Origin of the sequence: Stenotrophomonas sp. YIM B13575, from assembly GCF_042787595.1 — a bacterium.
GTDB classification, from domain to species: Bacteria; Pseudomonadota; Gammaproteobacteria; order Xanthomonadales; family Xanthomonadaceae; genus Stenotrophomonas; species Stenotrophomonas lactitubi_B.
Map to the genome: position 1 here is coordinate 1 of NZ_JBHZOP010000016.1, position 19,477 is coordinate 19,477.

A 19,477-nucleotide genomic window follows, 5' to 3' on the forward strand; every position below is an offset into this window, starting at 1 on the left:
AAGATGGTTGTCACCCTGATCAACCCGGTCGCCATGGACGCCGGCCTGCGCTTCGCGATCCGCGAAGGTGGCCGTACCGTCGGTGCTGGCGTGGTTGCCACCATCCTCGAGTAATCTGTTAGACTCTGCGCCCCGATGTTGCCTGGGTAGGGCATCGGGGCGTATCAAACGGGAAAGTAGGCACAGGATGTGCCTTGTGTTCCCCGGACCAGGAAGGGTCAATGCCATTCAGGCGGCGTCAACAGGAGACTGTTGACAGCTGCCTTGCGTGCCATTATGCTTCTCCGTCTGGGCAGGCCGGTTTCACGGGTCTGCCTATGCTTTTGGGGTCTACGGATTGACCTTGTCGGCCTGCGGGAATGCGGGCCGTCTGTATTCAGGGATTTCATGGGGCAAAGCAACCCAGAGGCTTTGTCTGTCGCTCTTTTATCGAAGGAACCTACCGCCATGGCGGACCAAAAGATCCGGATCCGGCTGAAAGCGTTCGATCATCGTCTGATCGACCGTTCGGCCAGCGAGATCGTTGAGACGGCGAAGCGGACCGGCGCGCAAGTGCGTGGCCCGATCCCGCTGCCGACCAAGATCGAGCGTTACACCATCCTCGTCTCCCCGCACGTCGACAAGGACGCGCGTGACCAGTACGAGACCCGCACGCACAAGCGCGTGCTCGATATCGTTGACCCGAATGACAAGACCGTGGACGCGCTGATGAAGCTCGAACTGGCTGCCGGCGTCGACGTTCAGATCAAGCTGACCTGAGGACTACGACCATGACGAAGAAATATTCGTTGGGCTTCGTGGGCCGCAAGGCTGGCATGAGCCGCGTGTTCACCGAAGATGGCCGTTCCATCCCGGTGACCCTGATCGAAGCAACCCCCAACCGCATCGCGCAGATCAAGACCGTCGAAGCTGACGGCTACAGCGCCGTGCAGGTGACCGTCGGCGCGCGTCGCGCTGCCTTGGTCAACAAGCCGGAAGCCGGCCACTTCGCCAAGGCGAAGGTGGAAGCGGGCCGTGGCCTGTGGGAATTCCGCGTTGAAGACGCCCAGCTCGGCGATTTCGCCGTTGGTGGCGAAGTCAAGGCGGACATCTTTGAAGTCGGCCAGATCGTCGACGTCCAGGGTGTCACCAAGGGTAAGGGCTTCCAGGGCACCATCAAGCGCTACAACTTCCGCATGGGTGACGCTACCCACGGCAACTCGCTGTCGCATCGCGCGCCGGGTTCGCTGGGTCAGCGCCAGACGCCCGGCCGCGTGTTCCCGGGCAAGAAGATGTCCGGTCACATGGGTTCGGTGCAGCAGAGCACCCAGAACCTGGAAGTTGTCAAGGTCGACGTCGAGCGCGGTCTGATCGCAGTTCGCGGCGCCGTTCCGGGCGCGGCGGGTGGCGACGTGATCGTCCGTCCGGCGAGCAAGGCATAAGGAGAGATGACGATGGAACTCGTTATCACGGGTAGCAATAACAAGGTCTCGGTCTCCGACGCCGTGTTCGGTCGCGATTTCAGCGAAGATCTGGTTCACCAGGTTGTCGTTGCTTACCGCAACGCCGGTCGCGCCGGCACCAAGGCGCAGAAGACTCGCTCCGAAGTGGCAGGTACCACCAAGAAGTCGAAGAAGCAGAAGGGCGGCGGCGCGCGTCATGGCGCACTGACGGCTCCGATCTTCGTCGGCGGCGGTGTCACCTTCGCGGCAAAGCCGCGCAGCTTCGAGCAGAAGGTCAATCGTAAGCAGTACCGTGCCGCCATGTGCGCGATCCTGTCCGAGCTGAACCGTCAGGGCCGTCTGACCATCGTGGAGTCCTTCGATGTCGAAGCGACCAACACGAAGGGTCTGATCGCCAAGCTGGCCGGCCTGGAAGTGGGCAAGCGCCCGCTGATCGTCACTGAAGAAGCCTCCGAGCACCTGTACCTGTCGGCCCGCAACATTCCCTACGTGGAAGTGCGTGACGTCCAGGGCCTGGATCCGGTGTCGCTGGTCGGTGCCGACACGGTCGTCATCACCGCTGACGCGGTCAAGAAGGTCGAGGAGTGGCTGGCATGAACAGCAACGAAAAAATCTTCAGCGTGCTGCTCGCCCCGCGTGTCTCCGAAAAGACCGCGCGCCTGCAGGAACTCTCCAATCAGTACGTCTTCGAAATTTCGAACGAAGCCACCAAGGCCGATGTAAAGGCCGCGGTTGAGCAGCTGTTCGACGTCAAGGTCGAAGCAGTCAACGTGGTCAACGTCAAGGGCAAGAACAAGTCCTTCCGTAACCGTGCTGGCCGCCGCGGCGATTGGCGCAAGGCGTACGTTCGCCTGGCCGACGGCCAGTCGATCGATGTAACGGCCAAGGCCTGAGGTACATCCCATGCCATTGATGAAATTCAAGCCCACTTCTCCCGGCCGCCGTTCGGCCGTGCGCGTGGTTACTCCCGACCTGTACAAGGGCGCTCCGCATGCCCCGCTGGTCGAGTCGCAGAGCCGTTCGGGTGGTCGCAACCACCACGGCCGCATCACCGTGCGTCACGTCGGTGGTGGCCACAAGCAGCACTACCGCCTGATTGACTTCAAGCGCAACAAGCTGGGCATCCCGGCGCGCGTGGAACGCATCGAATACGATCCGAACCGCACCGCCCACATCGCCCTGCTGTGCTACGTCGACGGCGAGCGCCGCTACATCATCGCCCCGAAGGGTCTGAAGGCTGGTGATCAGGTGATCGCTGGTTCGGATGCTCCGATCAAGGCGGGCAACACCCTGCCGCTGCGCAACATCCCGGTCGGTACCACCATCCACTGCATCGAGCTGAAGCCGGGCAAGGGCGCTCAGATCGCCCGCGCTGCAGGTGCTGCCGTGCAGCTGGTTGCTCGTGAAGGCATCTACGCCACCCTGCGCCTGCGCTCGGGTGAAATGCGCAAGGTTCCGGTCGAGTGCTGCGCGACCATCGGCGAAGTCGGCAACGACGAGCACAGCCTGGAAAAGCTGGGCAAGGCCGGTGCCAAGCGCTGGCGCGGCGTCCGCCCGACCGTTCGTGGTGCTGCCATGAACCCGGTTGACCACCCGCACGGTGGTGGTGAGGCGAAGGCCGGCCAGGGTAACCCGCATCCGGTCACCCCGTGGGGTGTTCCGACCAAGGGTTACAAGACGCGCCATAACAAGCGCACTCAGCAGTTCATCGTCCGCGATCGTAGGGGCTAATCGACCATGGCACGTTCACTCAAGAAGGGCCCGTTTGTCGATCACCACCTGGTTGCTAAGGTGGCTGCCGCTGCGGGTAGCAAGCGTCCGATCAAGACCTGGTCGCGTCGTTCGATGATCCTGCCTGACATGGTAGGCGTCACCATTGCCGTGCATAACGGCAAGAACCACATCCCGGTTCTCGTCAACGAGAACATGGTCGGCCACAAGCTCGGCGAATTTGCCATCACCCGGACCTTCAAGGGTCACGGTGGTGACAAGAAGTCGGGCAAGTAAGGAGAGATGACAATGGAAGCGAAAGCCATCCTGCGCACCGCGCGCATCTCCCCGCAGAAGGCACGTCTGGTCGCTGACCAGGTGCGCGGTCTGCCGGCCGAGCGTGCCGTCAACCTGCTGAAGTTCTCGGACAAGAAGGCTGCCCACCTGATCAAGAAGGTGGTGGAGTCGGCTATTGCAAATGCCGAGAACAACCAGGGCGCCGACGTCGACGAGCTGAAGGTTCAGACCATCATGGTAGATGAAGGTCCGACCCTGAAGCGTTTCATGGCGCGGGCGAAAGGCCGCGGTACCCGCATCCTCAAGCGCACCAGCCACATCACTGTGGTTGTGGGCGCCGCCAAGTAAGCGGATAAGGAAAAGACCATGGGTCATAAAGTTCATCCGATTGGTATCCGCCTCGGCATTTCCAAGGACTGGAACTCCAAGTGGTACGCCAACAAGGCCGAGTTCGCTGGTTACCTGGCAGCCGACCTGAAAGTGCGCGACATGCTGCGCAAGAAGCTGGCTCAGGCCGGCATCAGCAAGATCCTGATCGAGCGTCCGGCCAAGACCGCTCGCGTGACGATCCACACCGCCCGTCCGGGCGTGGTGATCGGCAAGCGCGGTGAGGACATCGAGAAGCTGCGCAAGGAAGTGAGCGAGATGATGGGCGTCCCGGCGCACATCAACGTCACCGAAGTGCGCAAGCCCGAGCTGGACGCACAGCTGGTTGCCGAATCGATCGCGCAGCAGCTGGAGCGTCGCATCATGTTCCGCCGTGCAATGAAGCGCTCGGTCGGCAACGCGATGCGCCTCGGTGCCCTGGGCATCAAGGTCAACGTCGGTGGCCGCCTCAACGGTGCAGAAATCGCCCGTTCGGAGTGGTACCGCGAAGGCCGCGTGCCGCTGCACACGCTGCGTGCCGACATCGACTATGGCTTCGCTGAAGCCAAGACGACCTACGGCATCATCGGCATCAAGGTCTGGATCTACAAGGGCGAGGTCTTCGATTTCTCCCAGGTTGGCCAGGAAAAGCAGGACGACACCCCGTCGCGCAACGATCGTCATGATCGCGGCGACCGCGGTGACCGTCAGCGCCCGGCTCGTGAAGCGAGGTAACGACAATGTTGCAACCCAAGCGAACCAAGTACCGCAAGGTGCACAAGGGCCGTAACGAAGGCCTCAGCTGGAGCGCAAACGCTGTCAGCTTTGGCGAGTACGGCCTGAAGGCAACCGCCCACGGTCAGCTGACCGCGCGTCAGATCGAAGCGGCTCGCCGTTCGATCAGCCGCTACGTGAAGCGCGGCGGCAAGATGTGGATCCGAGTGTTCCCCGACAAGCCCATCACCAAGAAGCCCATCGAAGTTCGAATGGGTTCGGGTAAGGGCAACGTGGAATACTGGGTGGCCCAGATCCAGCCCGGCCGCATGATCTATGAAATCGAGGGTGTTACCGAGGAAGTGGCACGCGAGGCGTTCCGCCTGGCCGCTGCCAAGCTCTCGGTCACCACCACTTTCGTGACCCGGACGGTGCGCTGATGGATATCAAAACTCTCCGTGAAAAGTCGGCTGACGACCTCAAGGCCCACCTGATCGACCTGCGTAAGGAACAGTTCTCTGTCCGTATGCAGCAGGTCACCGGCCAGCTGCCGAAGACACACGACATCCGCCGGGTGCGTCGCGAAATTGCTCGCGTCAAGACCCTGCTCGGCAGCACGAAGTAAGGATGGCCGCTATGAGCGACAATACTGAAAACAAAGCGCTGCGCACGGTCGAAGGCCGTGTCGTCAGCAACAAGATGGACAAGACGGTTACCGTCCTGGTCGAGCGTCAGGTCAAGCACGCACTGTACGGCAAGTACATCAAGCGCTCGACGAAGCTGCACGCCCACGATGCCGACAACGCCTGCAAGGAAGGCGATGTCGTCCGCGTGACCGAGATTGCTCCGATGTCCAAGACCAAGAACTGGCGCGTGGTGGAAGTCATCACGCGTGCGGCTGAATAAGGAGTCTGAATCATGATCCAGATGCAGAGCTACCTTGACGTCGCCGACAATTCTGGTGCCAAGCGAGTGATGTGCTTCAAGGTGCTGGGTGGTTCCAAGCGCCGTTACGCCGGCATCGGCGACATCATCAAGGTCACCGTGAAGGATGCGATTCCGCGCGGCAAGGTCAAGAAGGGTGAAGTGTATGACGCTGTCGTGGTGCGTACCCGCAAGGGTGTGCGTCGCGCCGACGGCTCGCTGATCCGCTTCGACGGCAATGCTGCCGTTCTGCTTAACAACAAGCAGGAGCCGATCGGGACCCGTATCTTCGGGCCGGTGACTCGTGAACTTCGTTCGGAGAAGTTCATGAAGATCGTCTCGCTCGCTCCCGAAGTGCTGTGAGCGACAGGAGATAATCATGGCTAACCGTATCAAGAAGGGCGACCAGGTTGTCGTCAACGCCGGCAAGGACAAGGGTAAGCAGGGCGAAGTCGTCCGCGTCGATGGCGACCGTCTGGTCGTCGCCAACGTGAACATCGTCAAGCGCCACACCAAGCCGAACCCGCAGGCAGGTGTTGCCGGCGGCGTGGTCGAGCGTGAAGCGTCGATCCATATCTCCAACGTGAATGTGCTGAACCCGGCTTCGGGCAAGGGCGAGCGCGTTGGCTTCAAGGTGCTGGAGGATGGACGCAAACTGCGTGTGTTCCGCTCCAGCGGTGAGGCGCTCGACGCCTGAGGAATGAGAAGATGACTTCCCGTCTCGAAAAGTTTTACAAGGAAGAAGTGGTGCCGGCGCTGATGAAGCAGTTCGGTTACACCAATTCCATGCAGGTGCCGAAGCTGGTCAAAGTCACCCTGAACATGGGTGTCGGCGAAGCGGCCACCAACAAGAAGATCCTGGAAAACGCCGTTGGCGACATGACCAAGATCTCGGGCCAGAAGCCGATCGTCACCAAGTCGCGTATCTCGGTGGCATCGTTCAAGATCCGTGATGGTTGGCCGATCGGCTGCAAGACCACGCTGCGTCGCCACAAGATGTACGAGTTCCTGGACCGCCTGATCAACATCTCGCTGCCGCGCGTGCGCGACTTCCGTGGTGTTTCCGGTCGTTCCTTCGACGGTCGCGGCAACTTCAACATGGGTGTGAAGGAGCAGATCATCTTCCCGGAAATCGACTTCGACGCTGTCGACGCGATCCGCGGTATGGATATCGCCATCACCACCACTGCGAAGACCGACGCGGAAGCGAAGGCGCTGCTGGCAGCGTTCAAGTTCCCGTTCCGTAACTGATTCGTCGAGGAAACCGAAATGGCAAAGACCTCCATGGTCAACCGCGACATCAAGCGGAAGAAGCTGGCTGAAAAGTTCGCTGTCAAGCGTGCTGCTCTGAAGAAGATCGTGTCCTCCCCGGACGCGAGCTACGAAGAGAAGATCGAGGCCGCCACCAAGTTGTCGAAGCTGCCGCGCGATTCGTCGCCGAGCCGCCACCGCAACCGTTGCGAACTGTCTGGCCGCCCGCGTGGCGTGTACAGCAAGTTCGGCCTGGGTCGCAACAAGCTGCGTGAAGCCACCATGCGTGGCGACGTTCCGGGCCTGCGCAAGGCCAGCTGGTAATACCAGCCGGTCCTGCCAGCGAGGGCGCCTTCGGGGGCCCTCGCCGCCGGGGAGGGGGAGTGTTCAGCTTTCCCTCTGTAAAAAACCGAAGAGCCCGACGCAAGTCGGGCTCTTTTGGCGTATACTCCCGCGTCTTGCTCTGCGCAACGCGTAGGGGAGGGGGCCTGGCCCGTTTCCAGGAGACAACAGATTTTCGCGAAAGCGGATATCGGTGCACTCAAAGGTACTCATATGAGCATGACTGATCCCATCGCCGACCTGCTGGTCCGCATCAAGAATGCGGCAGCGGTTGGCAAGCAGACGGTGAAAGCCCCGTCGTCCAAGATCAAGGTTGCGATCGCCCAGGTCCTGAAGGACGAGGGTTACATCGCCGACCTGCGCGTGACCGCGCTCGAGAACAACAAGTCCGAGCTGGAAATCGTGCTGAAGTATTTCGAAGGCAAGCCGGTCATCGCGACCCTGAAGCGCTTCTCGCGTTCGGGCCTGCGCCAGTACCGCGGCAAGAGCGAACTGCCGAAGGTCATGAACGGCCTGGGCATTTCCATCATTTCCACTTCCAAGGGCATCATGACTGATGCGCAGGCGCGCCAGTTGGGCGTCGGCGGCGAAGTCCTGTGCTTCGTGGCCTAAGGCGAAAGGAGTAGACCATGTCCCGTGTAGCCAAGAAGCCGATCGACCTGGGTAAGGTTGAACTGAACATCCAGAACGACAACGTCATCGCCAAGGGCCCGAAGGGCACCCTGTCGCTGGCCAAGCCGGCTGGTATCAACATCAATGTCGAAAACGGCGTTGCCACCCTGAGCACCGACAACGTGGACCTGATCCCGCTGACCGGTACCGTCCGCGCCATCCTGTCCAACATGGTCAAGGGTGTTTCCGAAGGCTTCGAGCGCAAGCTGGAGCTGGTCGGCGTGGGTTACCGTGCTGCGATGCAGGGCAAGGACCTCAGCCTGTCGCTGGGCTACTCGCACCCGATCGTGTTCGTGGCGCCGGAAGGCATCACCATCACCACCCCGACCCAGACCGAAATCCTGGTGCAGGGCGCTGACAAGCAGGCCGTCGGTGAAGCTGCCGCCAAGATCCGTGCGTTCCGCAAGCCGGAGCCGTACAAGGGCAAGGGCGTGAAGTACTCCGACGAAGTCATCATCCGTAAGGAAGCCAAGAAGGCATAAGCGCGAGTCCCTCGCAAGAGCCCGTACATCCATGTGCGGACTTTCCAGGGAAAAGCCCAACCTTCAGCTTTCAAGGAAAACACATCATGAACAAGAACATCGCCCGCCTGCGTCGCGCCAAGTCGACCCGTGCCCACATCCGTGTGCTCGGTGTTGCCCGCCTGTCGGTGCTGCGCACCGGCCAGCACCTGTACGCACAGGTCTTCACCGCTGACGGCTCGAAGGTGCTGGCTGCTGCCAACACCACCCAGGCCGACGTCAAGGAAGGCCTGAAGAACGGCAAGAACGCTGATGCCGCCGCCAAGGTTGGCCGCATCGTCGCTGAGCGCGCCAAGGCCGCCGGCGTCGAGAAGGTTGCCTTTGATCGTTCGGGTTACCGTTACCACGGCCGCATCAAGGCCCTGGCTGACGCTGCCCGCGAAGCCGGCCTGCAGTTCTAAGGGATCAGGGCAGGGGGCTCCGGCCCCCATGTCCGCCTGCTCGCCAGCCTGAGTGAGGCTGGGCGGCGCCGCTCTTCTGCAGCGGCCCACCGCAACAACGCACCACTCCACAACCATAAGCGGCCTCGAGCCGTACATAACCCAACAACCAAGGAATAAACATGGCAGAAGAACGTCAGCAGCGGGGTCGCGATCGCGACCGTAACCGCGAAGAGAAAGTCGACGACGGCATGATCGAAAAGCTGGTCGCGGTCAACCGCGTCAGCAAGACCGTCAAGGGTGGCCGTCAGTTCACCTTCACCGCCCTGACTGTTGTCGGCGACGGCGAAGGCAAGGTCGGTTTCGGTTATGGCAAGGCCCGCGAAGTGCCGGTCGCCATCCAGAAGTCGATGGAGCAGGCTCGCAAGAACCAGGTCACCGTCGATCTGAACAACGGCACCCTGTGGCACACCATCAAGGATGGTCACGGCGCAGCGCGCGTGTTCATGCAGCCGGCTTCCGAAGGTACCGGCGTCATTGCCGGTGGTGCCATGCGCGCCGTCCTGGAAGCAGTGGGCGTGAAGAACGTGCTGGCCAAGGCCACCGGTTCGCGCAACCCGATCAACCTGGTGCGTGCCACCGTGAAGGGCCTGACTGCAGCGCAGTCGCCGGCTCGTATCGCGGCCAAGCGCGGCAAGAAGGTGGAGGATCTCAACCATGGCTAATGACACCACCAAGACCGTCAAGGTCCGTCTGGTTCGCGGCCTGCGTGGTGCCCAGGCGCGTCATCGCCTGTCGGTTCGTGCGCTGGGTCTGGGCAAGCTGAACGATGTGCGTGAACTGAAGGACAGCCCGCAGGTTCGCGGCCTGATCAACAAGGTCCACTACCTCGTCAAGGTTGAGGAATAATCCAATGACCATGCATCTGAATGAATTGAGCCCGGCACCGGGCGCCCGCAAGGAACGTACCCGCGTCGGTCGCGGTATCGGTTCCGGCCTGGGCAAGACCTGCGGCCGCGGCCACAAGGGTTCGTTCGCCCGTAAGGGTGGCGGCAAGATCAAGGCTGGCTTCGAAGGCGGCCAGACCCCCATGCAGCGTCGTCTGCCGAAGATCGGCTTCCGTTCGCCGATCGCCAAGGACACCGCTGAAGTGCTGCTGTACCAGCTGGACAAGCTGCCGGCCGGCGAGATCGACTTCGCTGCCCTGCGTGCTGCCAAGCTGGTCCCGAGCACTGCCAAGAAGGCCAAGGTCGTCGTCAAGGGCGAAGTGACCAAGGCGTTCACCCTGAAGGGTGTTGCTGCCACGGCTGGTGCCAAGGCTGCGATCGAAGCTGCCGGCGGCAGCGTAACGGAGTAAGAGAATCATGGCGCAAGCTGGCATCGGTAACCTCGCGGGCGGAATGGGCAAGTTCACTGAACTTCGCCAACGTTTGCTGTTCGTCGTCGGGGCTTTGATCGTCTATCGCATCGGCTGCTACGTGCCGGTGCCGGGCGTCAATCCCGATGCCATGCTTGCCATGATGCAACAGCAGGGCGGCGGCATCGTGGACATGTTCAACATGTTCTCGGGCGGCGCCCTGCACCGTTTCAGCATTTTCGCGCTGAACGTGATGCCGTACATCTCGGCATCGATCGTGATGCAGCTGGCCGTGCACATCTTCCCCGCCTTGAAGGCGATGCAGAAGGAAGGTGAGTCCGGCCGCCGCAAGATCACCCAGTATTCGCGCATCGGTGCCGTGCTGCTCGCAGTAGTGCAGGGCGGTTCGATCGCGCTGGCGCTGCAGGGCCAGGTGTCGCCGACCGGCGCACCGGTCGTGTACATGCCGGGCATGGGCTTCGTGCTCACTGCCGTGGTCGCACTGACCGCCGGCACCATGTTCCTGATGTGGGTCGGTGAGCAGGTCACCGAGCGCGGCATCGGCAACGGCGTCTCGCTGATCATCTTCGCCGGTATCGTGGCGGGCCTGCCGGGTGCGGTCATCCACACCTTCGACGCCTACCGCGACGGCAACATCCAGTTCATCCAGCTGCTGCTGATCGCCATCGTCGTGCTCGCCTTCACCTTCTTTGTGGTGTTCGTCGAACGTGGCCAGCGCCGGATCACGGTGAACTACGCGCGCCGCCAGGGCGGTCGCAACGCGTACATGAACCAGACCTCGTTCCTGCCGCTGAAGCTGAACATGGCCGGCGTCATCCCGGCGATCTTCGCCTCGAGCCTGCTGGCCTTCCCGGCCACCCTGGCCATGTGGTCCGGCCAGGCTGCCAACCAGAGCACCTTTGGCCAGACCCTGCAGAAGGTCGCCAATGCCCTGGGCCCGGGCGAGCCGCTGCACATGATCGTGTTCGCTGCGCTGATCACCGGTTTCGCGTTCTTCTATACCGCGCTGGTGTTCAACTCGCAGGAAACCGCCGACAACCTGAAGAAGTCGGGCGCGCTGATTCCGGGCATCCGTCCGGGCAAGGCCACCGCCGACTACATCGACGGCGTGCTGACCCGACTGACTGCGGCCGGTTCGGCCTACCTGGTGATCGTCTGCCTGCTGCCGGAACTGATGCGCACGCAGTTGAATGCCTCGTTCTACTTCGGCGGTACTTCGCTGCTGATCGTGGTGGTGGTGGTGATGGACTTCATCGCCCAGGTGCAGGCGCACCTGATGTCCCATCAGTACGAGAGCCTGCTGAAGAAGGCCAACCTGAAGGGCGGCAACCGCGGTGGTTTTGCTCGCGGCTGATTAGCCTGTTATACTTTCGTCTTCCTGACGTGATGGTCCTCCGCTTCGCGGACTCTGGCCACACAAACGAAGGGCGGCCCCCGCAGCGGTTCCGGGTGGGGGTGCGATGAGGTGGTCCCGCGCTGGAGTAGCGCGGGCGGCCCGGGAGGCAACTCCAGGTCCAACCCCATCCGGCGCCGGAGCCTGGGCACACTCCCCGGGCCGGGTTCATGAAACCTCTGGTTTCACGGGCTTCCAAGTAAACCGGAACCTTGTTAGTATCACTGGTTCACTTTTTTGATCCATCCTGCCGGATCGGCGTGCCTTGAGCGCGCTGTCGGCCATCACTCAGCTGGAGAACCGCGTCATGGCGCGTATTGCAGGCGTCAACCTGCCAGCCCAGAAGCATGTCTGGGTCGGGTTGCAAAGCATTTACGGCATCGGCCGTACCCGTTCGAAGAAGGTCTGCGAAGTCGCAGGCGTCACTTCGACCACCAAGATCCGCGATCTGTCGGAGCCGGAAATCGAGCGCCTGCGCGCCGAAGTCGGCAAGTACATCGTGGAAGGCGATCTGCGCCGTGAAATCGGTATCGCGATCAAGCGCCTGATGGACCTGGGCTGCTACCGCGGCCTGCGTCACCGTCGCGGTCTGCCGCTGCGTGGCCAGCGCACCCGTACCAACGCCCGCACCCGCAAGGGCCCGCGCAAGGCGATCAGGAAGTAAGGGACATATAAATGGCTAAGCCTGCTGCTAAGACCAAGAAGAAGATCAAGCGCGTCGTCACCGACGGCGTTGCCCACGTCCACGCTTCGTTCAACAACACCATCGTGACCATCACCGACCGTCAGGGCAACGCTCTGTCGTGGGCGACCTCCGGTGGCGCTGGCTTCCGCGGTTCGCGCAAGTCGACCCCGTTCGCAGCCCAGGTGGCTGCCGAAAAGGCCGGTCGTGCTGCGCTGGACTACGGCGTGAAGTCGCTGGAAGTCCGCATCAAGGGTCCGGGTCCGGGCCGTGAGTCGGCCGTGCGTTCGTTGAACAACGTCGGCTACAAGATCACCAACATCATCGACGTGACGCCTATCCCGCACAACGGGTGCCGTCCGCCGAAGAAGCGTCGCGTCTAAAGGGAGCGATAAGAAATGGCTCGTTATATCGGTCCTACCTGTAAGCTCGCCCGTCGCGAAGGCGCCGACCTGTCCCTGAAGAGCCCGGCGCGTGCGCTGGACTCCAAGTGCAAGTTGGAGCAGAAGCCCGGCCAGCATGGCGCCACTGCCCGTAAGGGCAAGCTGTCCGACTACGCTACCCAGCTGCGTGAAAAGCAGAAGGTCAAGCGTATCTACGGTCTGCTGGAGCGTCAGTTCCGCAACTACTACAAGAAGGCCTCGACCAAGAAGGGCAACACCGGCGAGAACCTCCTGCAGCTGCTGGAAACCCGCCTGGACAACGTTGTCTACCGCATGGGCTTCGCCGTGACCCGTCCGGCTGCCCGTCAGCTGGTGTCGCACCGCGGCGTCACCGTGAATGGCAAGTCGGTCAACCTGGCCTCGTACCAGGTCAAGGCTGGCGACGCCATCGCTCTGTCTGAAAAGGCTGCCAAGCAGCTGCGCGTCCAGGAAGCCCTGACCGTCGCCGCCCAGCATGACCTGAGCCCGTCGTGGGTTGAAGTGGATTCCGGCAAGTTCTCCGGCATCTTCAAGGCTGTTCCGGATCGTTCGGATCTGCCTGCAGACATCAACGAAGCGCTGATCGTCGAGCTGTATTCGAAGTAATTCACATTGGAGAGCCCCCGGCGACGGCCGGGGGTTCACTAGGAGAACCCGCAACATGACGGTTACCGCCAACCAGGTTCTGCGTCCTCGCGGTCCGCAGATCGAACGCATTACCGACACCCGTGCAAAGGTCGTTATCGAACCTTTGGAGCGGGGTTACGGGCATACGCTGGGTAATGCCCTGCGTCGCGTGCTGCTGTCGTCCATCCCGGGCTTCGCCATCACGGAAGTCGAAATCGACGGCGTGTTGCATGAGTACACCACGGTCGAAGGTCTGCAGGAGGACGTGCTGGAAGTCCTGCTGAACCTTAAGGACGTGGCCATCCGTATGCACTCCGGCGACAACGCGACTCTGTCCCTGTCCAAGCAGGGTCCGGGCGTTGTCACCGCTGCCGACATCAAGGTCGACCACAATGTGGAGATCTTGAACGGCGACCACGTGATCTGCCACCTGACCAAGGATACGGCAGTGAACATGCGTCTGAAGATCGAGCGCGGTTTCGGCTATCAGCCGGCTGCTGCGCGTCGTCGTCCGGACGAAGAAACCCGTGCCATCGGCCGCCTGGTCCTGGATGCCTCGTTCTCGCCGGTCCGCCGTGTCGCCTATGCCGTGGAAGCGGCTCGTGTCGAACAGCGCACCGACCTGGACAAGCTGGTCATCGATATCGAGACCAACGGCACCATCGACGCCGAAGAAGCAGTGCGTACCGCTGCCGACATCCTCAGCGATCAGCTGTCGGTGTTCGGTGACTTCACCCACCGCGACCGCGGTGCGGCGAAGCCGGCCAACAACGGCGTGGATCCGGTGCTGCTGCGCCCGATCGACGATCTGGAGCTGACCGTGCGTTCGGCCAACTGTCTGAAGGCCGAGAGCATCTACTACATCGGCGATCTGATCCAGAAGACCGAAGTCGAGCTGCTGAAGACCCCGAACCTGGGTAAGAAGTCGCTCACCGAGATCAAGGAAGTGCTGGCCCAGCGTGGCCTGTCGCTCGGCATGAAGCTGGAGAACTGGCCGCCGGCCGGCGTCGCCAGCCACGGCATGCTGGGCTGATACAGCCTTTCTGCAAGACTGCATGGCCCCGTCGGCAACGACGGGGCCATTGCACCAAGGCAATACCGCCACGACGAACGAAGGTTCGCGGGCAGGTCGTCCAGGACGGATGGCCAGGACCAACCGCAGTCCGAGCAGCAGCGCCAGGAAGGCGACAACGATCCGCAAAGCCACATCATTAACCAAGGAATATCACCATGCGTCACCAGAAATCCGGCCGTAAGTTCAGCCGTACCAGCGCCCACCGCGAAGCGATGTTCAAGAACATGGCCGCCTCGCTGTTCAAGCACGAGCTGATCAAGACCACCCTGCCGAAGGCCAAGGAACTGCGCCGCGTCGCCGAGCCGCTGATCACCCTGGCCAAGGTCGACTCCGTCGCCAACCGTCGTCTGGCCTTCGCCCGCCTGCGCGACAACGAAGCCGTCGGCAACCTGTTCACCATCCTGGGCCCGCGCTACGCGACCCGTCCGGGCGGCTACCTGCGCCTGCTGAAGTGCGGCTTCCGCGCCGGCGACAATGCGCCGATGGCCTACGTCGAACTGGTTGACCGTCCGGTCGTGGCTGAAGCCGTCGAAGAGTAATCGACGCGCGACACCCGTCATTCGGTGAAGAACCCGGCCTCGTGCCGGGTTTTTCCGTTTCTGCGGGGGCAGAGCCCTTTGCATCCGCAAAGGAATCCGACCCCGCACCGTTCCGACGGGCGCGACGTTGTGGCGGTTCGAACGGCGCGCACTCTCGGTTACGCTTGCGGTCCGTACTACACGAGCGTTGCCGATGAATCCTCTGCGCTGGCCTTTCCGCGCCCAGTTCCTGCTGGGCTTCCTGATCTGCGCGGGCCTGCTGGGCTACGCCATCTTCCTGCAGTTGAAGATGGGGCTGGAGCCGTGTCCGCTGTGCATCTTCCAGCGCCTGGCATTTGTCGCCCTGGGCCTGCTGTTCCTGATCGGTGCCCTGCATGGGCCATCCAACCGTCCGGGACGGGCGACCTACGGCATCCTCGCGTTCATCGCCGCTGCCGTGGGCGTGGGCATCGCCGCTCGCCACGTCTACGTGCAGATGCTGCCGCCGGAGATGGGGGCGACCTGTGGCCCGCCGCTGGCCTTCCTGCGCGAGACCATGGGGCCGCTGGAAGTGTTCCGTACCGTGCTGACCGGCACCGGCAACTGCGGCAACATCGACTGGACCTTCCTCGGCCTGACCATGCCGATGTGGTCGGGTGTGTGGTTCGTGCTGCTGGCGCTGTGGGCGCTGGTTGTGTCGCTGCGCAAGGTCAAGCGCTGAAAGCGAAACGGGGTCGTATCCCCTTGCGGAGCAAAGGGCTACGACCCCGCTTGCAGCCACGCATGGCGTGGCTCTACTGCGAGCTCCGGGGTCAGAGCCCTTTCCTACGGAAAAGGATCCGACCCCTTCGCTCAGAAATCCTGCTGCAGGCTCAGATAGGCGCCGCGACGCGGTCCCCATTGCGGCGCGAACACGCCGATGCCGCCGCCATCGCGCAGCTGGTAGCTGCGGTCCAGCGTGTTGAGCACGGCCAGCTGCACATGCAGGGGATGACCGCTGTCGGCGTTGAAGTCATGCGCGGCGCTGAGATTGACCTGCAGGTACGACGGCAGCTCACCGCCATTGGGCACACCCTCGATGTCCGAACGCAGGCCGCTGCCGTACACGTAGTTCGCACCCACCCGGTTATGGCCAGCGAACGCGTAGCTGACACCGCCGGAAGAGGTCAGCTTCTGGTCGTGGTCCAGATGGATCCAGTTCTGCTGCACGTAGGCAAGTGCATCCGGATCGAGGTTGTACTGGCTGGTGATGACCTGGGTGCCCATCGCCTTGTTGTAGGCGGCGTTGAAGTACGCACTGATCGGCCCGTTGCTGTAGTCGGCGCTGAACTCCAGGCCATGGATGTGGCCGCGACGATAATTGAAGGTGGAATAGATGTAGGCGGCGCCGAACTGGCCTTCGTCCTGCAAGCGCGAGACGCGGCGGTCGTAGGCATCCAGGCCGAGGGTGAGGTGGTCGCCGATCTGCTGTGACACGCCGATGTCGTAGTAGTCACTGCGCTCGGACAACGGCGTGTTGCTGCCACCGGCGGGTTGCTGGTTGCTGGTGCCGTCGAACAGGGCAAGATCGCTGCCGGCAACCAGTTCGCTGGCGGGCGGGGTGAAGTAGCGCGAGTAGCCGGCATGCACCGTGGTGCTGTCGCTGGCATTCCAGACCACGCCCAGGCGTGGGCTGAGCTGGCCCTCGGTGTGGCCGAACGCCTTGAAGCGGTCGCCGCGCAGGCCGTAGTTGACGGTCCAGTCATCGCCTATCCGCCACTCATCCTGCACGTACAGTGCGGCTGTGCTGGCGTGGAAGGCGTTGCGGTCCGGGATCAGCTGCGGCGTGGTGCTTGTCTGCCGGCCATCGGCATCGACCGGGAAGACCCAACTGCTGTTGTTGGCCGCGGCGTGTTCGTAATTGCCATACAGGCCATAACGCAGGGTGTGGTTGTCGCCCAGCGGCGTGGAGAAATCGGCCTGCAGGGTGTTGGCGCGGTTGCTGCGCTGGACCTGCGAGGCGACGCCACTGAACACCAGGTCGCCGACGATGTCCGGGTTGAAGGCCACGTCGCTGTAGCGCTGGCCGGCCGACAGCTGGTACGCGGTCTGGCCCAGAGTGCCCTGCAGCACCAGCATGCCGAAGCGGGTGGTCTCGCGTTGGGTTTCGTCCAGCTGGCTGGAATCGAAGGTGGTGGTGTCCAGGTAACCGAACTGCGGGGTCTGCCCCGGGTTGACCGGGATCTGGAAGCGGTTGTTGGCAAAGCCGGCGAACACGCTCAGGCGGGTGCTGTCGTTGACCAGATAGGTCAGGTCGGCAAAGGCCTTCCCTTGGTGGGTATCGTCATGCTGCGGCTTGCGGGCGCTGGTGGGGTTCTCCAGCCCGATCTCGTTCTGATCGTAGTTGCCGGTCAGGAACCAGCTCCAGCGGCCCTGGTTGCCCCACCAGGAGGCATTCGGGTTGACCTTGCCGAACGAGCCGGCGGTGATGCCGGCGCTGCCGCCGTTGCCCAGCTCGGCACCGCTGCGGGTCGTGATATCGACCACCGCAGCGGTGCGTTCACCGAACTGGGCCGGGAGGGCGCCGTCCATCAGGCGGATGCTCTTGATGGTGCGGGCATCCAGGGTCTGGCCGAAGCCGGAGATCGATTCGGGCAGCAGGACACCGTTGATGCGGTACTGCAGGTTGGCGTGGTCGCCGCGCACGTGCACGCCGCCGTAGGAGTCCTGGACCACGCCCGGGGCCTGCAGCAGCACCTGGCTGAGCGGGGCGGAGGCGCCCAGCGGCTGCTTCTGGATGTCCTCGGCGGTGATCTGGTACTGGCTGCTGCCGATGTCCGGGGACAGGGCATTGCGGGCCTGGTCGAGCTGGGCACTGACGGTGACCACGTCGAGATTCTTGACCGCAGCCGCACTGGCATCAGTGTCGGCGGCAAGCGCGGGTTGGCTGGCCAGGACCAGGGCGAAGGTGATGGCGGTGGTGAGCAGGGAGGGCTTCATGGGAAATGGGCAGGGAAGAGGGAAGGGGCCGGTCCATGAGAGAGTGTTATTCCGTAACAACTGCGTGCCGATCATGCGCCTGTCCAGCGACGGCGACCATGCCGTTTCTGGCCGATCAGGCGGCCCCTTTCCGCACCGTTCAGGCAGTCGCGGCCGTGCCTGGCCCTTTGCGCCAGCGGCTGGCTCTGCGACCATGACCGCCCCCCACCCCCGGATGTCCGTGATGAGCCTGTCCGCCGTTCCGCCCGCCCCCGATCCTGCCGCCATCGCTGCTGGCGCTGCCTGGTCACCGGAGAGCTGGCGGGGCAAGACCGCGCTGCAGATGCCGACCTATCCCGATCCGGTGGCACTGGATGCGGCGCTGCACGAGTTGAAGCGGCTGCCGCCGCTGGTGACCTCATGGGAGATCCTGGCGCTGAAGCAGCAGTTGGCCGACGCCCAGGAGGGCAAGCGTTTCCTGTTGCAGGGTGGCGACTGTGCGGAGAATTTCAGCGACTGCGAATCGGGCACGATTTCCAACCGCTTGAAGGTGCTGCTGCAGATGAGCCTGGTGCTGGTGCACGGCCTGCGTCAGCCGGTGATCCGCGTCGGCCGATTTGCGGGGCAGTACGCCAAGCCGCGTTCGGCCGATACCGAGACCCGCGACGGCGTGACCCTCCCCAGCTACCGCGGCGATGTCATCAATGCGCCGGCCTTCACCGAGGCGGCGCGGCTGCCCGATCCGAAGCGGATGCTGCAGGCCCACGCGCATTCGGCGATGACGATGAACTTCGTGCGTGCGCTGATCGATGGCGGCTTCGCCGACCTGCACCATCCCGAATACTGGAACCTGGAATGGGTAAGCCACTCGCCGTTGGCCGCCGAGTACCAGAAGATGGTCGCCTCGATCGGCGATGCCGTGCACTTCATGGAGACCCTGGCCGGGGCCCGCGTGCACAACCTCAACCGCATCGATTTCTACACCTCGCATGAAGCGCTGCTGTTGCCCTACGAACAGGCGCTGACCCGGCAGGTGCCGCGCCAGCAGGGCTGGTTGAACCTGAGCACGCACTACCCGTGGATCGGCATGCGTACCGCCGCGCTGGATGGCGCACACGTGGAGTACCTGCGTGGCGTGCGCAATCCGATCGCGATCAAGGTGGGCCCGTCGGTGACGCCGGACCAGCTGCTGCGCCTGATCGATGTGCTCAATCCGGATGACGAGCCGGGCCGCCTGAGCTTCATCCACCGCATGGGTGCGGCGCAGATCGCGCAGAAGCTGCCGCCGTTGCTGGATGCGGTCAAGCGCGACGGTCGTCGGGTGCTGTGGGTGTGCGATGCGATGCACGGCAACACCGAAAGCACCGCCAACGGCTTCAAGACGCGGCGCTTCGACAATGTACGTGGTGAGGTCGAGATGTCGTTCGACCTGCACGCGGCTGCGGGTACGCGTCTGGGTGGCGTGCATCTGGAGCTGACCGGTGAGGATGTGACCGAATGCACCGGCGGTGCGCGCGAGTTGACCGAGCGTGACCTGGAGCGTGCGTATCGTTCGACCGTCGATCCGCGATTGAACTACGAGCAGTCGCTGGAGATTGCGATGGCGATCGTGCGCAAGCAGGAGCAGGTGCGCTGAGGGTTGGCTTCTGCAGGGCTGCGCCCTGCACCTGCCGAATCAACAGCAACAGCAACAGCAGGATTCCGTGGTTGGCGGGGCGGTGTCGGAGTGCGGGGACGCCGCAAGTACGTCCCTGTAGGCTTGGCAGCCGCATCCATGCGGCTGGCACCCCGCACTCCGACACCGC

The 19,477-nt window shown here is 63.0% G+C and carries 30 protein-coding genes and 1 pseudogene; 30 read left to right on the plus strand and 1 reads right to left on the minus strand.

Annotated features, from left to right (window positions below; translation table 11 throughout):
- The 29 genes and pseudogenes from ACFX4F_RS03945 to ACFX4F_RS04085 all read left to right on the plus strand — a co-directional run.
- Window positions 1–114: pseudogene (locus ACFX4F_RS03945) on the plus strand (elongation factor Tu); the annotation flags it as partial.
- Window positions 115–447: 333 nt separating this feature from the next.
- Entirely contained in the window at window positions 448–759 is a 312-nt protein-coding gene (rpsJ, locus tag ACFX4F_RS03950; RefSeq protein ID WP_010341589.1) for a 30S ribosomal protein S10, read from the plus strand.
- Between the two features lie 11 nt (window positions 760–770).
- Window positions 771–1,421, plus strand: a complete 651-nt coding sequence (gene rplC, locus ACFX4F_RS03955) for a 50S ribosomal protein L3 (protein WP_049470484.1) — start codon at window positions 771–773, stop codon at window positions 1,419–1,421.
- A gap of 12 nt (window positions 1,422–1,433) precedes the next feature.
- Window positions 1,434–2,039: a 50S ribosomal protein L4 gene (rplD, locus tag ACFX4F_RS03960; protein ID WP_099819138.1), complete on the plus strand. Its 606-nt coding sequence runs from the start codon at window positions 1,434–1,436 to the stop codon at window positions 2,037–2,039.
- Window positions 2,036–2,335 carry a 50S ribosomal protein L23 gene (gene rplW, locus ACFX4F_RS03965; protein WP_025879303.1) on the plus strand — a complete coding sequence of 100 codons (300 nt, stop codon included), beginning with the start codon at window positions 2,036–2,038 and terminating at the stop codon, window positions 2,333–2,335. Before rplD ends, rplW begins: the two co-directional genes overlap by 4 nt.
- 10 nt (window positions 2,336–2,345) lie before the next feature.
- The gene (rplB, locus tag ACFX4F_RS03970; RefSeq protein WP_099819139.1) at window positions 2,346–3,173 is read left to right on the plus strand and encodes a 50S ribosomal protein L2; all 828 of its coding nucleotides are present in this window, start codon (window positions 2,346–2,348) and stop codon (window positions 3,171–3,173) included.
- 6 nt (window positions 3,174–3,179) lie between these two features.
- The gene (gene rpsS / locus ACFX4F_RS03975; protein ID WP_004145340.1) at window positions 3,180–3,449 is read left to right on the plus strand and encodes a 30S ribosomal protein S19; all 270 of its coding nucleotides are present in this window, start codon (window positions 3,180–3,182) and stop codon (window positions 3,447–3,449) included.
- A 12-nt stretch (window positions 3,450–3,461) separates the two neighbouring features.
- Window positions 3,462–3,797 carry a 50S ribosomal protein L22 gene (gene rplV, locus ACFX4F_RS03980; RefSeq protein ID WP_004145348.1) on the plus strand — a complete coding sequence of 112 codons (336 nt, stop codon included), beginning with the start codon at window positions 3,462–3,464 and terminating at the stop codon, window positions 3,795–3,797.
- 18 nt (window positions 3,798–3,815) lie between these two features.
- Window positions 3,816–4,550 (plus strand): 30S ribosomal protein S3, encoded by a 735-nt coding sequence (gene rpsC / locus ACFX4F_RS03985; protein ID WP_005415414.1) that lies wholly within the window; start codon window positions 3,816–3,818, stop codon window positions 4,548–4,550.
- A 5-nt stretch (window positions 4,551–4,555) separates the two neighbouring features.
- Complete coding sequence (gene rplP / locus ACFX4F_RS03990; protein ID WP_025879305.1) at window positions 4,556–4,969, plus strand: 50S ribosomal protein L16; 414 nt, start codon at window positions 4,556–4,558, stop codon at window positions 4,967–4,969.
- Entirely contained in the window at window positions 4,969–5,154 is a 186-nt protein-coding gene (gene rpmC, locus ACFX4F_RS03995) for a 50S ribosomal protein L29 (RefSeq protein ID WP_025879306.1), read from the plus strand. The genes rplP and rpmC overlap by 1 nt, the downstream gene beginning before the upstream one ends.
- An 11-nt stretch (window positions 5,155–5,165) precedes the next feature.
- A complete protein-coding gene (gene rpsQ, locus ACFX4F_RS04000; protein ID WP_004145355.1) occupies window positions 5,166–5,435 on the plus strand; it encodes a 30S ribosomal protein S17 in 270 nt (89 codons plus the stop codon).
- A gap of 12 nt (window positions 5,436–5,447) precedes the next feature.
- Window positions 5,448–5,816: a 50S ribosomal protein L14 gene (rplN, locus tag ACFX4F_RS04005; protein ID WP_025879307.1), complete on the plus strand. Its 369-nt coding sequence runs from the start codon at window positions 5,448–5,450 to the stop codon at window positions 5,814–5,816.
- Window positions 5,817–5,832: 16 nt separating this feature from the next.
- On the plus strand, window positions 5,833–6,150 hold the full coding sequence (rplX, locus tag ACFX4F_RS04010; RefSeq protein ID WP_025879308.1) for a 50S ribosomal protein L24: 318 nt from the start codon (window positions 5,833–5,835) through the stop codon (window positions 6,148–6,150).
- A gap of 11 nt (window positions 6,151–6,161) precedes the next feature.
- Window positions 6,162–6,704, plus strand: a complete 543-nt coding sequence (gene rplE, locus ACFX4F_RS04015) for a 50S ribosomal protein L5 (protein ID WP_025879309.1) — start codon at window positions 6,162–6,164, stop codon at window positions 6,702–6,704.
- Window positions 6,705–6,722: 18 nt separating this feature from the next.
- Window positions 6,723–7,028 (plus strand): 30S ribosomal protein S14, encoded by a 306-nt coding sequence (gene rpsN / locus ACFX4F_RS04020; RefSeq protein ID WP_032977438.1) that lies wholly within the window; start codon window positions 6,723–6,725, stop codon window positions 7,026–7,028.
- A gap of 231 nt (window positions 7,029–7,259) precedes the next feature.
- On the plus strand, window positions 7,260–7,658 hold the full coding sequence (gene rpsH, locus ACFX4F_RS04025) for a 30S ribosomal protein S8 (protein ID WP_025879311.1): 399 nt from the start codon (window positions 7,260–7,262) through the stop codon (window positions 7,656–7,658).
- Between the two features lie 17 nt (window positions 7,659–7,675).
- The gene (gene rplF, locus ACFX4F_RS04030) at window positions 7,676–8,200 is read left to right on the plus strand and encodes a 50S ribosomal protein L6 (protein ID WP_099819140.1); all 525 of its coding nucleotides are present in this window, start codon (window positions 7,676–7,678) and stop codon (window positions 8,198–8,200) included.
- An 86-nt stretch (window positions 8,201–8,286) separates the two neighbouring features.
- Window positions 8,287–8,640, plus strand: a complete 354-nt coding sequence (gene rplR, locus ACFX4F_RS04035) for a 50S ribosomal protein L18 (RefSeq protein WP_099819141.1) — start codon at window positions 8,287–8,289, stop codon at window positions 8,638–8,640.
- 161 nt (window positions 8,641–8,801) lie between these two features.
- The gene (gene rpsE, locus ACFX4F_RS04040; RefSeq protein WP_025879314.1) at window positions 8,802–9,344 is read left to right on the plus strand and encodes a 30S ribosomal protein S5; all 543 of its coding nucleotides are present in this window, start codon (window positions 8,802–8,804) and stop codon (window positions 9,342–9,344) included.
- Entirely contained in the window at window positions 9,337–9,528 is a 192-nt protein-coding gene (gene rpmD, locus ACFX4F_RS04045) for a 50S ribosomal protein L30 (RefSeq protein WP_038690275.1), read from the plus strand. The genes rpsE and rpmD overlap by 8 nt, the downstream gene beginning before the upstream one ends.
- Before the next feature lie 4 nt (window positions 9,529–9,532).
- Window positions 9,533–9,976 (plus strand): 50S ribosomal protein L15, encoded by a 444-nt coding sequence (gene rplO, locus ACFX4F_RS04050; RefSeq protein ID WP_089239007.1) that lies wholly within the window; start codon window positions 9,533–9,535, stop codon window positions 9,974–9,976.
- 7 nt (window positions 9,977–9,983) lie between these two features.
- Window positions 9,984–11,351 carry a preprotein translocase subunit SecY gene (gene secY / locus ACFX4F_RS04055; protein ID WP_025879317.1) on the plus strand — a complete coding sequence of 456 codons (1,368 nt, stop codon included), beginning with the start codon at window positions 9,984–9,986 and terminating at the stop codon, window positions 11,349–11,351.
- Between the two features lie 346 nt (window positions 11,352–11,697).
- Window positions 11,698–12,054: a 30S ribosomal protein S13 gene (gene rpsM / locus ACFX4F_RS04060; protein WP_025879318.1), complete on the plus strand. Its 357-nt coding sequence runs from the start codon at window positions 11,698–11,700 to the stop codon at window positions 12,052–12,054.
- A gap of 11 nt (window positions 12,055–12,065) precedes the next feature.
- Window positions 12,066–12,455, plus strand: a complete 390-nt coding sequence (rpsK, locus tag ACFX4F_RS04065) for a 30S ribosomal protein S11 (RefSeq protein WP_004145443.1) — start codon at window positions 12,066–12,068, stop codon at window positions 12,453–12,455.
- A 15-nt stretch (window positions 12,456–12,470) separates the two neighbouring features.
- Window positions 12,471–13,100 carry a 30S ribosomal protein S4 gene (rpsD, locus tag ACFX4F_RS04070; RefSeq protein WP_025879319.1) on the plus strand — a complete coding sequence of 210 codons (630 nt, stop codon included), beginning with the start codon at window positions 12,471–12,473 and terminating at the stop codon, window positions 13,098–13,100.
- A 55-nt stretch (window positions 13,101–13,155) separates the two neighbouring features.
- On the plus strand, window positions 13,156–14,154 hold the full coding sequence (locus ACFX4F_RS04075; RefSeq protein ID WP_025879320.1) for a DNA-directed RNA polymerase subunit alpha: 999 nt from the start codon (window positions 13,156–13,158) through the stop codon (window positions 14,152–14,154).
- Window positions 14,155–14,351: 197 nt separating this feature from the next.
- Window positions 14,352–14,735, plus strand: coding sequence for a 50S ribosomal protein L17 (rplQ, locus tag ACFX4F_RS04080; RefSeq protein WP_089239009.1), 384 nt, complete (start codon window positions 14,352–14,354; stop codon window positions 14,733–14,735).
- A 193-nt stretch (window positions 14,736–14,928) separates the two neighbouring features.
- Entirely contained in the window at window positions 14,929–15,435 is a 507-nt protein-coding gene (locus tag ACFX4F_RS04085; protein ID WP_089239011.1) for a disulfide bond formation protein B, read from the plus strand.
- A 131-nt stretch (window positions 15,436–15,566) separates the two neighbouring features.
- Here ACFX4F_RS04085 and ACFX4F_RS04090 read toward each other — a convergent pair whose 3' ends face one another.
- Window positions 15,567–17,693, minus strand: a complete 2,127-nt coding sequence (locus ACFX4F_RS04090) for a TonB-dependent receptor (protein WP_099819142.1) — start codon at window positions 17,691–17,693, stop codon at window positions 15,567–15,569.
- 223 nt (window positions 17,694–17,916) lie between these two features.
- Between ACFX4F_RS04090 and ACFX4F_RS04095 the strand changes: the two genes are divergently transcribed.
- On the plus strand, window positions 17,917–19,308 hold the full coding sequence (locus ACFX4F_RS04095) for a class II 3-deoxy-7-phosphoheptulonate synthase (RefSeq protein WP_025879324.1): 1,392 nt from the start codon (window positions 17,917–17,919) through the stop codon (window positions 19,306–19,308).
- Window positions 19,309–19,477 lie beyond the last annotated feature (169 nt).